General features: G+C 46.1%; 12 protein-coding genes. 3 read left to right on the plus strand and 9 right to left on the minus strand.

Annotation, left to right across the window (positions count from 1 at the left end; translation table 11 throughout):
* A partial coding sequence (locus OH459_RS28240) for a DUF6795 domain-containing protein (protein WP_333482887.1) occupies nt 1-352 on the plus strand: 352 nt, incomplete at its 5' end.
* A 133-nt stretch (nt 353-485) separates the two neighbouring features.
* Here OH459_RS28240 and OH459_RS00005 read toward each other — a convergent pair.
* The 5 genes from OH459_RS00005 to OH459_RS00025 form a co-directional block, all read right to left on the minus strand.
* On the minus strand, nt 486-929 hold the full coding sequence (locus OH459_RS00005; protein WP_050903021.1) for a DUF6795 domain-containing protein: 444 nt from the start codon (nt 927-929) through the stop codon (nt 486-488).
* A gap of 176 nt (nt 930-1,105) precedes the next feature.
* The gene (locus OH459_RS00010) at nt 1,106-1,480 is read right to left on the minus strand and encodes a YkvA family protein (protein WP_269984603.1); all 375 of its coding nucleotides are present in this window, start codon (nt 1,478-1,480) and stop codon (nt 1,106-1,108) included.
* A 221-nt stretch (nt 1,481-1,701) separates the two neighbouring features.
* Nucleotides 1,702-2,826 (minus strand): M20 family metallopeptidase, encoded by a 1,125-nt coding sequence (locus OH459_RS00015; protein WP_188014500.1) that lies wholly within the window; start codon nt 2,824-2,826, stop codon nt 1,702-1,704.
* 9 nt (nt 2,827-2,835) lie between these two features.
* Nucleotides 2,836-3,303: a YjiG family protein gene (locus OH459_RS00020; protein ID WP_005374849.1), complete on the minus strand. Its 468-nt coding sequence runs from the start codon at nt 3,301-3,303 to the stop codon at nt 2,836-2,838.
* Nucleotides 3,303-4,043 (minus strand): nucleoside recognition domain-containing protein, encoded by a 741-nt coding sequence (locus tag OH459_RS00025; RefSeq protein WP_269984604.1) that lies wholly within the window; start codon nt 4,041-4,043, stop codon nt 3,303-3,305. Before OH459_RS00025 ends, OH459_RS00020 begins: the two co-directional genes overlap by 1 nt.
* A gap of 422 nt (nt 4,044-4,465) precedes the next feature.
* On the opposite strand from OH459_RS00025, the gene OH459_RS00030 reads away from it, so the two are divergent.
* Nucleotides 4,466-4,789, plus strand: a complete 324-nt coding sequence (locus OH459_RS00030) for a hypothetical protein (RefSeq protein WP_005447443.1) — start codon at nt 4,466-4,468, stop codon at nt 4,787-4,789.
* A 90-nt stretch (nt 4,790-4,879) separates the two neighbouring features.
* Nucleotides 4,880-5,596: a DsbA family protein gene (locus OH459_RS00035; protein ID WP_005447441.1), complete on the plus strand. Its 717-nt coding sequence runs from the start codon at nt 4,880-4,882 to the stop codon at nt 5,594-5,596.
* Nucleotides 5,597-5,707: 111 nt separating this feature from the next.
* Here the strand turns inward: OH459_RS00035 and OH459_RS00040 are convergent, their stop codons facing one another.
* The 4 genes from OH459_RS00040 to malQ all read right to left on the minus strand — a co-directional run bounded on the left by OH459_RS00040 (nt 5,708) and on the right by malQ (nt 13,450).
* Entirely contained in the window at nt 5,708-7,768 is a 2,061-nt protein-coding gene (locus OH459_RS00040) for an alpha-amylase (protein WP_269984605.1), read from the minus strand.
* A 191-nt stretch (nt 7,769-7,959) separates the two neighbouring features.
* Complete coding sequence (gene mtgA, locus OH459_RS00045) at nt 7,960-8,637, minus strand: monofunctional biosynthetic peptidoglycan transglycosylase (RefSeq protein ID WP_005447428.1); 678 nt, start codon at nt 8,635-8,637, stop codon at nt 7,960-7,962.
* A gap of 177 nt (nt 8,638-8,814) precedes the next feature.
* Nucleotides 8,815-11,043: a 1,4-alpha-glucan branching protein GlgB gene (gene glgB / locus OH459_RS00050; protein ID WP_269984606.1), complete on the minus strand. Its 2,229-nt coding sequence runs from the start codon at nt 11,041-11,043 to the stop codon at nt 8,815-8,817.
* A gap of 226 nt (nt 11,044-11,269) precedes the next feature.
* Entirely contained in the window at nt 11,270-13,450 is a 2,181-nt protein-coding gene (gene malQ, locus OH459_RS00055; protein ID WP_005447424.1) for a 4-alpha-glucanotransferase, read from the minus strand.
* Nucleotides 13,451-13,785: the final 335 nt, after the last annotated feature.

Genomic DNA, 13,785 nt, shown 5'->3' on the forward strand with positions numbered 1-13,785 from the left:
TTTAAAGAATAATTACAAAAGGAGTTCAAGTACTAATGAGTTCGGTGAATTTCACTTTAAACCAGTCATACATTCTCAAAGGTTCAAAGAATTCGCTTTGAATCAAACATACTCATACATAGGGATATACACCTATATAAATGAAGAAAAGAAATATATTTGGGAGTCTCAGTTAAACTACGTTTCACCACCTATATTTATAGAGGAAAACTTAAGTAATCTTTACTGTGAGCTTGAAGATACCGAGTTTCGATACTTTTTCAAGAATATAAACCTAGAAAATGCTCGAGATCTAATGGTGGTTAGCTCCTGCAATTTAAATGGATTTTTATATAAAAAACATTTTTCATAGAGTTTATGATTGTGATGATTATTAAACTCAAAGTTCTTTAAAAGCAAAAGCTATACCTGCACGCCTAAATCAAGTTTAAACATATCAATCAAAGTGCTAATTCGCAGAATATTTCTCTAAAGGAATTCACTACTTAACTTTCGTATACTCCTGATTCCACATAACCAGTTAGTTTGCACTGACTGTACACATAAGTATCATCTTCACCATTTCCAAAATAAGAAAAAGCGAAGTAGTAAACTTCATTGGTTACTTCACAATTCAAATTTCCCATATTTTCTCTAGCAAACTCATAAGTCTCATAACCATCAATTGAAGACTCCCATATCGTCACCTCTTCTCCATTTGCTAGATGAGTCTTCAGGAAAACGAGCACGTATTTCTGATTTAGGCTCAATATGCCTTGAGATTTACGCTCTTCAAATGCAGGGAAGGCAAACGCTCCGCTAGCATCAGTAAGAGTTTGAAACTCATGTATGGTTCCACGAACACCAACTCGAAGGACCACTAATTGAGATGACAACGGTGTTCCGTTCAAAGTTAACATACCCCGGATATCTGGCGTATACCTGTACATGGAAGGCTACCCTTAGCTAAAAACTTGAATCCGAAAGTATACTTTCCAATAGACCAAATCCACCACGGTAAACAACATTACGACGAACTCGTGTGCTTTGAGTAAATGTTAAAAATAACAATTTCTTATTTGAACTAAACCAAACATTGAACATGTTTGATGGGCAGTTTCCCCACCTACTTCACCATCGAACTCAGCTTTTCTCTCGCTTGTTCTTCATGCTCGTCGGTGATGGCATTGCCGACCGAGGTCGCCGCTAGGGTAAGTGCAGCCATGTCATCGGTAAAGCCGACACCTGCTAGTACGTCTGGTACCATATCTGTTGGCAGGACGAAATAAGCCAGTGCGCCACCTAAGATAGCTTTGTGGCGAACAGAGGTATTGGAATCTGCCATCGCAAGCCATGATTTGATGCCCATAACAGCAATCTCTTCGCCTGCTTTCTTGACGGAATTTTTCATTTTACGCCAGAAGGTTTTCTCATCTGGTGCTTGCATCGTTTGGTCTAAGACGTCATCGGACGCCGAATTTACAGACATGCTTGTGGTCATCGTGCCTCCTAAACTTATGACTGTGGCATAGATATTAAGACGATGAACCTGAACGTAGGATTAATAGCGAGTAATGATAATGAAGAAAGGAAGACAATTGGCTAGATAAAAAAATCCCCAAACCGAAGTCCGGGGATTATTGCCTTGGAAGCAAAAAGTCTTAGGAATCAGAAGTTTTGAAACCAAAAGCTTTGGGAACCAAGCTTTAGAAGCAGAATGCCTTATTGAGCAATCTTCTCCAGGACACGCATCAGCATTTTGATACGTGGTTCGATAGACTCAAGCAACAAGTACTCTTGGTCACTGTGGAAGCCCGCACCAATAGGCCCTAGACCATCCAAAGTTGGAACACCAAGAATGGCCGTGTTGTTTGCATCAGAGCCACCACCCACTTCTTTCCAGTTGATGTCGATCGCCAGTTCACTTGCGGCTTCTTCAACTAATGTCATCAGGCTTTCCGTTTGAGCACTTGGCACCATAGAAGGCTTATAAGCTTCACGAACCAACTCAATGCTCACGCCATCAACGAATGGTGTTTCCAGCATGCCATTTAGCTTGCTATCGACATCATCGTATTCTTCGTTGCTCCAGAAACGCACATCCACGATCGCTTCAGCATGTTCCGGAACTATGTTCGCACCGTTACCACCAGAGACAATACCGACGTTCAACGTGGTACCAGATTCAAAGTTGGTCATTGCATTGACAGCCAAAATCCAATTCGCCATCTCAGTGATTGCGCTGCGACCGTTTTCTGGCTCGTTACCTGCGTGAGCAGCAACGCCATTAAAGGTCATTTTGTAGCGAGCCATGCCTTTGCGCGCTTTCACTAAACCGCCGTCTGCACGTGCCGCTTCTGCAACCAGAACATTCTTTGCGTTTTTCGCAACTGATTGAATCCAATCCACAGAATCCAAAGAGCCAGTCTCTTCATCTGGGTTCATGCAGATAGCGATAGATAACTTATCCAACACCGCTTGGTCTAGATTGCGCATCGCGTATACGATGTTAAGCAAACCAGATTTCATGTCAGACACACCTGGACCGTAGGCTTTCTCTGCATCTTGAGACATTGGACGAAGCTCAGCGGTACCCACAGGGAACACGGTATCCATGTGACCAATTAGCATCACATCGATTTGCTCAGCTTCCGGCTTATTTCGAACTTCAAGACCAACACCGGCTCTGCCACAGTCGATGCGTTTTATGCTCCAACCTGACATCGCTTGGTACTTCTCTTCAAATTGAGAAGCGATGAACTCGATACCATCAGTAGTGTAAGTGCCACAATCCACATTGATTAGCGGACGTAGCTCTTCTAGATATTCATTTAGAGAGAATTGCATGACTCACTCCTAGACAAACAGATTCATCACTAGCATTGCGCCAAATGCGTTCAATACTGAGATTGCAATCATAACTGGGATGTAACGACCTTCAGTACCAATTGGGCCCATGATACGACCCATGTACTGAACTTGAGAGCCCATTAGGTAGATAGCAGGCGCAAGAATCGCAATGTGCGTGCCGTTCAGGATACCTTGGTCAAACAGTGTAATCACTACGCCAACCGCGCCGCCCATCGACATCCAAGCCCCGATCAATACCGCTGCTGCTTCACCCGGAAGACCAAACACTGCCATGATTGGAGAGAACACAGTGCCCATCAGATCCAGCGCACCAGTGATTTGTAGCGCTTTGATGATAACGAACGCCATCAATACGTTAGGCACCGTAGAGGTAGTCGCAATCACCCAACCTTTCTTAGCACCTTCGACGAAGATATCCGTCACCATTGGTTTTTTCGCTTTAACGTCACCCATTATGCCGTCTCCTCTTTTAGGTTCTCTGATTTGTTTTGGTCTTGCTTGTCTTCTTTACCTTCCGTCATGTTTAGGTAGATACGGAACAGGTTCGCACCAATGATCTTAAACGCGAACATCACCACAACCGCCAAACCAATAGAAGAAGTTACTGCTAGAGAGCCGTCTGCCATCGTCAACGTGAACAATACCGCACCCGATGAGAAGAAGTTCACGATGGTTGCACCCGCAGTGAACTGGAACATGGTAAATACGTCCGTTTCACGCTTAGTTAGGTGACCTTCATCTTTTAGTTGACGCGTCATAGCCGCACCTGCATCGGTACTTTGTAGAGAAGCAATCAGAGCCAGACCAGAGTTACCAGGGATGCCCATTAGAGGACGTAGAAGAGGAGTAAGAAGCTTACGAGCGGCTTCAAGTGCACCGTAGTGCTCAAGTACGTTGATCATACCTAACGCGAACATAACGGTTGGAATCAAAGTAAGCGCAAAAATGAAACCGTCACGAGCACCGCTACCACCAGTACCACGGAAAGATGTGGTCGCAGCTTGTACCGCGCCATCTGCACCTTCCGTCACGCCGTAAGCGACTTTACCGAAAGAACCATTAAGCGTTGTAAAGTCGAATACACCGTACCATTCGTTGGATTGCATCAGACCAGAAAAGAACACAACCGCAAACGCGAGTGCAATGTAACACCCGAACGTCACCTTGCGTTCAGCATGAACAGGGCTTGTCATAAATTCACCTATATATGTGGAACAGAACGCATAGATGATCCCCTGAACGACGTGCTAGAGAGATGATCAAAATCAATCCATTTACCGAACAGTCATGCTGCTTAGTTATGAAGTTTTATTTTATGATTTGAATCACATTTAAAAGATAATAAATATTTATGACCAAGATAAGGTAGATTTATCTGAGAATCAGCAAGTTCAATCCATTAACAAAGCAAGTTAAAGTTTGGAACAAGTTTGCTATTAGCCACATTCTCGACGTGCTTCATGATTTGTTGCTTATTTAAGATTTCTTGACCGAAAACTAACAAATTTTCTGTGCAATTTAATTTAGGGTGGTGCGGTCATTACTTAGAGACTTACTCAGGGTTTGCCTTTTGCTTCGATCACAATCCAACATCGCTCGATGGACACTCGCCCTTGTGGCTTGGGTTGTCGTGATCTGTTTAAGTAAAAATGTAGGTCTCTTTCAATCTTGTCCTCTCATTGGCGATCAAGTGACGACTGAGCATGCCACTGGGCAACAGCAAAAGAGCGAAAAAGGACTGACTAAGCAGTGTGAATTGTCTGAAAAACTGATTCAGGTTTCACAAAACCATCTCGACAGCTTCATTGTCCCCTTATTCCTATTTGCGTTTGTCTTGCTGTCTATCAGTGGCAGCGAGCGCAATGCTTTCCGCCATCATACTGAACCGATACCCGACAAATATCGGGTGCACCTCAAGCTATGTGTGTTTAGAGAATAAAACCCGATTGCTATTCACCCCCAAATCAATTGTTTTATTTTTAATCACTTCGCACAAGAAACGCGAAGAAAAAGAGTTTTAGGAAAAATCATGAAATTCACTCGCACACTATTAACTGTGGTTATCGCACTTGTTCCGCTATTTTCACACGCAGCAGAAAAAACGTCAGAAGAGAAGCTGCAAGAAATTACTCAACTGCTGAAAGAAAACCCGCAGATCCTCGACGCACTACATCAGAATCTGCAAGATTATGTCGCTTATCAAAAGACCTTCAACGCAACATTGGATGAAGCACGCGCGTATTTGAATGACGGCAAGCACTCTTACTTCGGTGCAGAGAATCCGGAGCTGACGATCATCAACGTGACCGATTACAGCTGTCCTTTCTGTAAACGCCTTGAAGGAGAGTTGGTGAAGGTAGAGAAAGAATACCCACAGGTAAAAGTGCTGAACATGACGGTATCGTTCAAAGAACAGTACGAAAAGAACGGTTACAACTCGGCAAGTTACGCATTGAACGTTTGGCAGAACCAACATGACAAGTACAAAGAAGTGCACGACTTGTTGGTGAAGAAGCCGGGTCCACATGATGCAAGTTCACTACAAAAAATCGCTAAGAAGACCGGCACAGAAGCACAGCTTGTCGACGACAAAGAGACCAAAGCATTGTTGGATAAAAACTACGAGTACTTCACTCGCTTAGGTCTACGAGGCACACCAGCGATCATCATTAATGACCAAGTCATTCCGGGTTATGTGCCTTTCGAAGAGCTTGAGAAAGTTATCGACCAAGAGCTAAAGAAATAACTATCGAAATCGATAGCTATTGAAATAGTAAGTAAGCATCAAAACAACAAAGCCCTTCCCTGAGAACTCAAGGAAGGGCTTTTTCTATCTAGGCTTAAAACGAAGTTCTAACTACTTGTCACGCCCCACAAACGCCACAACGACTTTGTCATTGCCAAGTGAACGAGAGAACACGTACGCGCCTTCTTGTTCAATCACTTGATGCTGACCCGCACCAATCGCTGGATGCGCTTTACGGAACTGACCTAGAGTTTGCCAGTGTTTGAGCAGCGCTTGCTTCTCATCAGATAGCTTCCATACCATGTCAGAGCGTGTGCCTTGGTGGAAATCATCCGCGTAAGGACCAATGTTACGACCCACTTCGTCACCGTAGTAAACCTGAACAGCACCAGGGCTTAGAAGCAGTGCATTCGCGGCGTTACGCTGCATGCCATAGTCTTTGAAGCGAGAGAAGAACAGCTCGGTATCGTGAGAAGACATGTAGCTCACTGGGTTGAAGTCTTTCTCGTTGGCGATTGTGTCTGAGTAACTTTGGTAGGTGTCTGCCATTTGGCTGAAACACGCCGCGCCTTTATCTAATTTCTTCTGCATGTCGAAGTTAATCAACGCATCAAAGCCATCGTCAAAGTAAGGGCTGCGATAAGCGGTATGCCCCCATACTTCACCCATCATCCAAAATGGCAGACCCGATTTTCCGTTCTCTTTGCGCCACTGCTCTAGACTGCTTGATGCTTCTTCTTTCAAGCGCTTCCACACATCACCTTCAACGTGCTTCACCGTATCAACACGGTAACCATCAATACCAAAGCGTTTCACCCAATCAGTTTGCCACTCAATCAAGTAATCGGAAACGGCGTAATTGTCACGCGCTTCTACACGTGTGCCGGGGTTATCCAATAGCCATTGCGCTGGCTTCACGGCTTTGTCTGATTCAGTGATAAAGTCAGGTAAACCCGCCAATGACATAGTGATATCGCTGCTGCCCGGAGCAGGGTAGCCCGGCAAACCGGTTCTTACCCAATCACCGCCCCACCATTTCGCCCAGTTTGGACTCTGGTAATCAATATTCTGGTGGTAGCTATGCCAATTTTCGCCCGCTTTTGGTTGCCAATCCCCCCACTTCTTCGGTAGGTCAGCGTTTGGCTTTAACACCTCAATACCGTCAAATTGCAAATCGGCTAACGTTGAGTAGCCAGTGTGGTTGATTACCGCGTCCATCAAGACTTTGAGACCACGCTTATGCGCCTCTTCCACCAGCACTTTAAGGTCATCTTCGTTACCAAAGTTCTCATCAATCTTGGTGAAATCACGCGTCCAGTAACCGTGGTAAGCATAGAACGGGAATGAGCCGCTATCGCCGCCGCCCACAAAGCCGTGTACTTGCTCAACGATTGGCGATAACCAAATCGCATCTGTACCTAGGCTCTTGATGTAATCCAGTTTCTCGATCACGCCTTTTAGATCACCGCCGTGGAAGGTACCGATCTCTTCTTTGCCGTCTTTCTTGCGCCCATAGCTATTGTCATTGCTCGTATCGGCGTTGTTGAAACGGTCGACCATCACGAAGTAAATGTTGGCATTACGATAATCAAACGGCACTGCTTCTTTGGTTTTCTTCACTGGCTCTAGTAGCACCAAACCGCCAGAGTCTTTGCTTGGCGTCAGCGATACTTGCTGATCTTTTACTTCGACCATTTGACCAGAATAGGCATCACGCAACTTGGTGCCATCTGGGAAACTGTCACCTAACGCGATGGTGACTTCGCCGCCTTGGTAAACCTCACATTGCACTTGTGGGATTGGGCGTTTGAATTCTGTCTTGGCAGCTTTCTTAGGTTCACGCTTGAAGCGCAGTGTTTTCGCTTCCGCATCAAAAGCGAAAGAGTAATCGCCAGTAAAACGGATTTTTAACGGCAATTCCGTTGGCTTTCCACAATTCAGCGCGATCGGTTTGTTGAATTTAACTTTCTGACCATCGGGCGCAACGCAATCGCCTTCAACGCCAGTGATTTTAAGCGTATAGCCGTCTTTGGTTAATGGCACAACCAAAGGCTGCTCTGCACTTAAAGGAAAGTCACGGCTGTTGGTCGTGGTAGATATGGTGATGTTTGGCTCGGCGATGGCACTTGCCGATGCAAGTAATAAGGTAGTCGTAATCAGATTCAGTTTCATCGTTCAGTCCATTGGTTGCGCATAGACGCAGTATTCGTGTTGTAGTTTTATTCACACTAATAGTAAATGGATGAAAAACTGAGCACATCATTCTATAAGGCTACGCCCTAAAGCTTGTGACGCTTCACATTTTGCCTTTATCGGGGCGTAGTTCTATTTACGGACACAAGATAGTTAAGGAAAAGAGAAACTTATAACTCGACGTTGCCAAGATTGCGCATTTGGGTCAGAGCCCAATTGGTGCGATGTTGAGTGTAATTAGTGTGCGGATACACTTTGATCTTGTAAGGATTCGGCAGAACCACCGCTAACCTCGCCGCTTGCCATTGGGTCAGTTGGCTAGCCCGAATGCCGTAATAGTTTTGTGCTGCAGCTTCGATACCGTAAATACCGGGACCAAACTCCACGACATTCAAATACACTTCGAGGATGCGTTCTTTACTCCACATTGCCTCCATTAAAAGAGCAAAGTAGAGCTCGTACGCTTTGCGCACATAAGAGTGTGAAGGGAACAGAAATACGTTCTTTGCAGTTTGCTGAGTAATCGTACTTGCACCACGAGAAGGTCCGTTCTCGCCGGCTTGTGAGATAACAGAAAACAGTGAATCAAAATCCACCCCATAGTGATGAGGAAATTTCTGATCTTCCGTAGCCATCACCGCAAGTTGGATATTTTTTGAAATCTGAGACAGCGGTACCCACTCCTGCTGGCTACTCTCTGGATAGCCTTCTGGTGGCGAGATCATGCGGCTGATCTTCCATCCCCATAGAGGCGGATTCACGTATTTGACGAAGCCCACCAGCAAAACGGGAGTCAGTAACAAAACCAATGAAATTTTGAATAGAAACGACTTCAGTCTTTTCAGCATGCTTTATTTGCCTAGCCAGAGTAAGGAATACGCCACTTTTACACGTGTGGGTGTTCAAGTAAATGGGAGCGAAGGTTGCCTGATTCAAGGTAGAACAACAAGTTTACAAGGTCAAAAATTGGTTAAAAAAAGCCCAATTTACAATGTAAACCGGGCTTACTGTTTGATTAATGAAAGTTATTTCGTCAGTTTATAGAATACTGTCGATAGAGGTGGTAAACGCAGCTCAAGAGATTGAGGTAACGACTCGCTTTCTACTTCTTGCGTTTCGACGCTGCTTAGTACCTCAAAGCCGCTGCCGTCGTATTTCGCGTCGTCAGTATTCAACAAAAGTTCGTACTTGCCTTCCATCGGCACACCCAAACGGAAACGCTCATGAGGCACTGGTGTGAAGTTACTGATCACCAATACACGTTCGCCATCTTGGCTAATACGTTCATGCGCAAGGATACTTGCTTCCGCTTCATCTTGCAGACGCCATTCAAAGCCAGCAGGCACACAATCTTGATCGTGCATCGCCGCTTCGTCACTGTACAAGTGGTTCAAGTCGCGAATCAGTGCTTGCACACCTTGGTGGCGACCAAACTCAAGTAAGAACCATTGTAACTGGTCATCGTGATTCCACTCTGCGGTTTGACCAAGCTCTGCCCCCATGAAGTTTAGCTTCTTACCCGGTTGACCATACATGTAACCGTAGTAAGCACGTAGGTTCGCCGTTTGTTGCCACTCATCACCTGGCATCTTGTTATGGATAGAACCTTTGCCGTACACCACTTCATCATGAGATAGCGACAGCACATAGTTCTCGCTGTGTGCGTAAACAAGCGGGAACGTGATGGTATTGTGGTGGTATTTGCGGTGAATAGGATCTTCTTGGATGTAAGAAAGACTGTCGTGCATCCAACCCATATTCCACTTAAAGCCAAAGCCTAAACCGCCCATAAATGTCGGTGCAGATACGCCCGGGAATGCCGTCGATTCTTCTGCAATGGTCATTGCATTCGGGAAGTGCTTGTACACTTCTTCGTTCATCCACTTCAACGTTGCGATCGCATCGTAGTTCTCGTTGCCGCCGTCCACATTTGGAATCCACTGATCGTGACTGCGTGAGTAGTCTAGGTAGAGCATCGACGCAACAGCGTCCACACGGATACCATCAATATGGAATTGCTCAAACCAGTACAGTGCGTTAGACACAAGGAAACGGCGCACATGCTCACGACCTAGATCGTAGATGTAAGAGTTCCAGTCTTGGTGCCAACCGCGGCGAGGATCTGGATCGTGGAACAGTGGTGTGCCATCAAAGTTCGCTAAACCATGATCATCCGATGGGAAGTGCGCAGGTACCCAATCCAGTACCACGCCCAAGCCAGCTTGGTGACAGGCATCAACAAAGAATTTGAAATCATCTGGAGAGCCGTAGCGACTCGTCGGCGCAAACAACCCTACAGGTTGGTAACCCCAAGAGCCAAAGAACGGGTGTTCTGAAACTGGCATCAGCTCAACGTGGGTGTAGCCCATATCCACAAGGTAAGGCACTAACTCAGCCGCGAGTTCACGGTAATTTAGGAAATCCCCATCTGCGTTACGCTTCCAAGAACCCGCATGCAGTTCGTAGAAAGATAAGGCTTCATCACGTTTCTGTGTGACGGGACGATTTTGCCATTTTGCATCTTGCCATTGGTAACGGTTGTGATCGTAAGTGATCGACGCGAATGATGGGTATTGTTCAGAGTAGAAGCCCCAAGGGTCTTGCTTATGAGGGAGCCCTTCCCCATTTGGACCTTTGAGTTCGAATTTGTATTGTACGCCCTCTTCCAAACCAGGAATAAACAAGCCCCAGATACCGTAGTCGAGACGTTGCATTGGATGGCGACGACCATCCCACTGGTTGAAGCTGCCCACTAAGCTGATGGCAGAAGCATGAGGGGCGTAAACAAGGAAGCGCACACCAGAGATATTTTCACCACCGCGTTCGATTGTCACAAACTGCGATCCCATGTAGCGGTACATGTCTTTTGGCGTGTGCAGGTGTTCGTATTCTTGATAAATGTTGTGGTACTGGTAAGGGTCGTCAATGAGCTGTTCCACGCCATCCCAATCCACAGCAAGTTGGTAGTGAGTTAGGTGCAGGTCACGCTTCTCTTTCAAGATGAAGCCGCTCTCGCCTTCGCGTTCTAACTCAACACGAGGTTCACCGCTGACAACCAATTCAACTTTGTCTGCACCCGGCATCCAAACTCGTAACGATCCTTCGCCATCATCGATGAATGGACCAAGTGACGCAAATGGGTCTGAGTAAGCCGCCTCAGCTAGTAATTCATAGGCGCGTTCGTATTTTTTCTTTACCTTGGTTTTCAAATCTTTCTCCCTAGCACCGATATTCTCCTTATGGTTTTTGAACATCGGATTTCCTCAGCCAAACGTTGTGAATTCACACAATTATAAAAAACCGCACTCTATCCAAGAGATGAATAAAATAGCGTCAAAAAACAAAAATGCCCGCTATTGTTGCGGGCATAATAACGGTACTTCATCCTAACGGATTGTGCCGATTTAATGAGTGACCTAGGCTGTACTTTCGTACCTCAGCGCAATTAAATTCGCGAACTCCTACATCACCCATTCCACCTTATTTGCTCGCTTTCGCACGCACTTCAGTGAGGCGCTTAGAAATACGGTTAACGTCTTCACGGCTGAAGATTTCGTCAAGGTTCATCGATAGTTTACGACGCCAGTTTGGATACTCGTCAACAGTACCTGGAATGTTTACCGGTTGGTCCATTTCTAGCCAGTCTTCAAGCTGAACACTCAGTAGTGCTGAGTCACCCGCAGCCACATGCAGTTGCAATGCTTCACTTAGGTAACCATCCATTGGTACGTACTGCGCATCATGACCGATACCTTCTGGTAGGTAACCATGCCAACGAACACTGTCTAGGATGCCTTGTTTGCACTTCAAACGGTCATCAAACAGACCTTCCAGTTGTTGCTCGTCTGGGTACAGACCGATCTCTCGACCCATCTTCAAGTCATCACAGTGCCAGAAGCCACGTAGAGTTGGCATATCGTGCGTACACAATGCCGCCATAGACTGCTCAGCGTAATGCTTCGGAGAAATGAAGCCGCCGTCGTCTTTTGATGTTTCGAAGAAGAATACTTTGTATGAGTGAACACCTGCGTCACGAAGGATATCAACGATTTCATCAGGCACGGTACCCAAATCTTCACCGATTACAGAACACTGATGACGATGAGATTCTAGCGCTAGGATTGCTAGCATATCTTCAACTGGGTAGTACAGGTATGCACCTTCTGTCGCCTTCTCACCTTTTGGAATCCACCAAAGGCGAAGCAGACCAAGAACGTGGTCAATACGCAGTGCGCCACAATGCTTCATGTTTGCACGTAGCAACTTGATGTACGCGTCGTAGCCTGTCGCTTCCAACACTTGTGGGTTTAGCGGAGGCAGACCCCAGTTTTGACCCAGAGGACCAAGGATATCTGGTGGCGCACCGATGCTTGCATCCAGTACTAGGTTGCCATCATCAGCCCAAGTCTCGCTGCCTGAATCTGCAACACCAACAGCAAGGTCACGGTATAGACCAACCGCCATGCCTTTTTCTTCTGCAAGAGCCTGTGCTTCTTTGATTTGATCGTCTGCAATCCACTGTAGGTACATGTACAGGTGAACACGGTCAGAGTTGTCTTTGATGTACTTCTGAGTTGCCGCAGCATCAAACGTACGGAATTTCTCAGGGAATACCGGCCAGCCCCAAACACTTGAATCTTCAGCGTGTAATTCACCATGCAGAGCATCAAATGCCGCTTGGTGAAGTAGGCTCTCACCGCCAAGTTCTACAAACTCTAGGAACGCGCGCGCACGATCAGTGTTCTTGTCTAGATGACGTGCTTTGAACTCGCTAAATAGCAGCGGAAGAATGTTCATCTTAAGCTCAGAAACCTCGGTGTAGTTCACCCAGTGTGCTTCACGAGCTTTTTGCAGACGCTGTTGGAACTCAGCGCTGCCAACGCGTTGTTGTGCTTCTGCACTTAGTGCAAATTCAGGCACAGAGCTTACGTCGATGTACATGATGTTCAGCCAACGACGAGAAGACGGGCTGTATGGGCTCGCACCTTCAGGGTTCGCTGGGAACAATGAATGAATTGGGTTCAAACCAATGAAGTCACCGCCACGAGAGGCGATATCACTGACCAGTTGCTTAAGGTCACCAAAGTCACCGATACCCCAGTTGTGCTGAGTACGCAGTGTGTAAAGCTGAATGCTTGGACCCCATAGCTTTTTATGTTGGTTTAGATCTTCTTGTTTGAAACACGCTTTCGGTGTGATGATCAGCGACATTTCGTAAGGTGTCTTACGGCGTTTACGGCTGATGATCAGTTTGTGGTAACCCCATGCCAAATTCTTTGGCAATGCAAACACTAGAGGGCCACCCTCAGCTCGTTCATCACGAACAATTTGCGACTGAAGATAGCCTTCAAGTACCTCTCCTTGTTCTGTTTCTAAACGCCAGCTAAATTCACTCTCACGAGCACTCGTACCTAGGTTTAGTTCCACTTCGACTGGGTCGCCGTCGCGTAAAACAAGAACAGGGGCTAGTACGTCTTTCTTATGTTTTTTCTCAGCAGAAGCCAATAGCTTCTCATCGCTGCTAGTATCGTAGCCAAGTGAAGTGAGCAAGCGGCGTAGTGTCTCCTCAGAAACTTTTGCCTCGTCTCCCCACGCGCTGACGTAGCTATCAGCTAATCGCGCCATGTCTGCGACTTTCTTTAATGCTGTTTGTTCTTTCATCGCTTTCTCCGAAGGTAATACCAACACCTTCCATGTAGGGTTTTATTGTTATCAATAACTAATTCTTGAAAATGACCAAAGGTAGCGCTCGGCTACCTTGGTCTTATACCCAAGTGACCTCAAGATGCCCAGTTCAGAGCGTTGTCATTGATTCGAGTTCAAGGAAAACAACGCCGTGGAATAGCAGCCTCTTTCCTAGTTGTTTGACACCGAAATCGGGTCAATGACACGCTCCCAGAGGGCGAGTTGCCTTGTCTTACATGCTTCGTTAACAATTTTTGATATAGAACCACTATATCTTCAAATCGTTGCCTTGCCTGAAAACCAAGTCAATC

The sequence above is a fragment of the Vibrio sp. MM46 genome, from assembly GCF_027587135.1.
Lineage (GTDB): Bacteria > Pseudomonadota > Gammaproteobacteria > Enterobacterales > Vibrionaceae > Vibrio > Vibrio harveyi.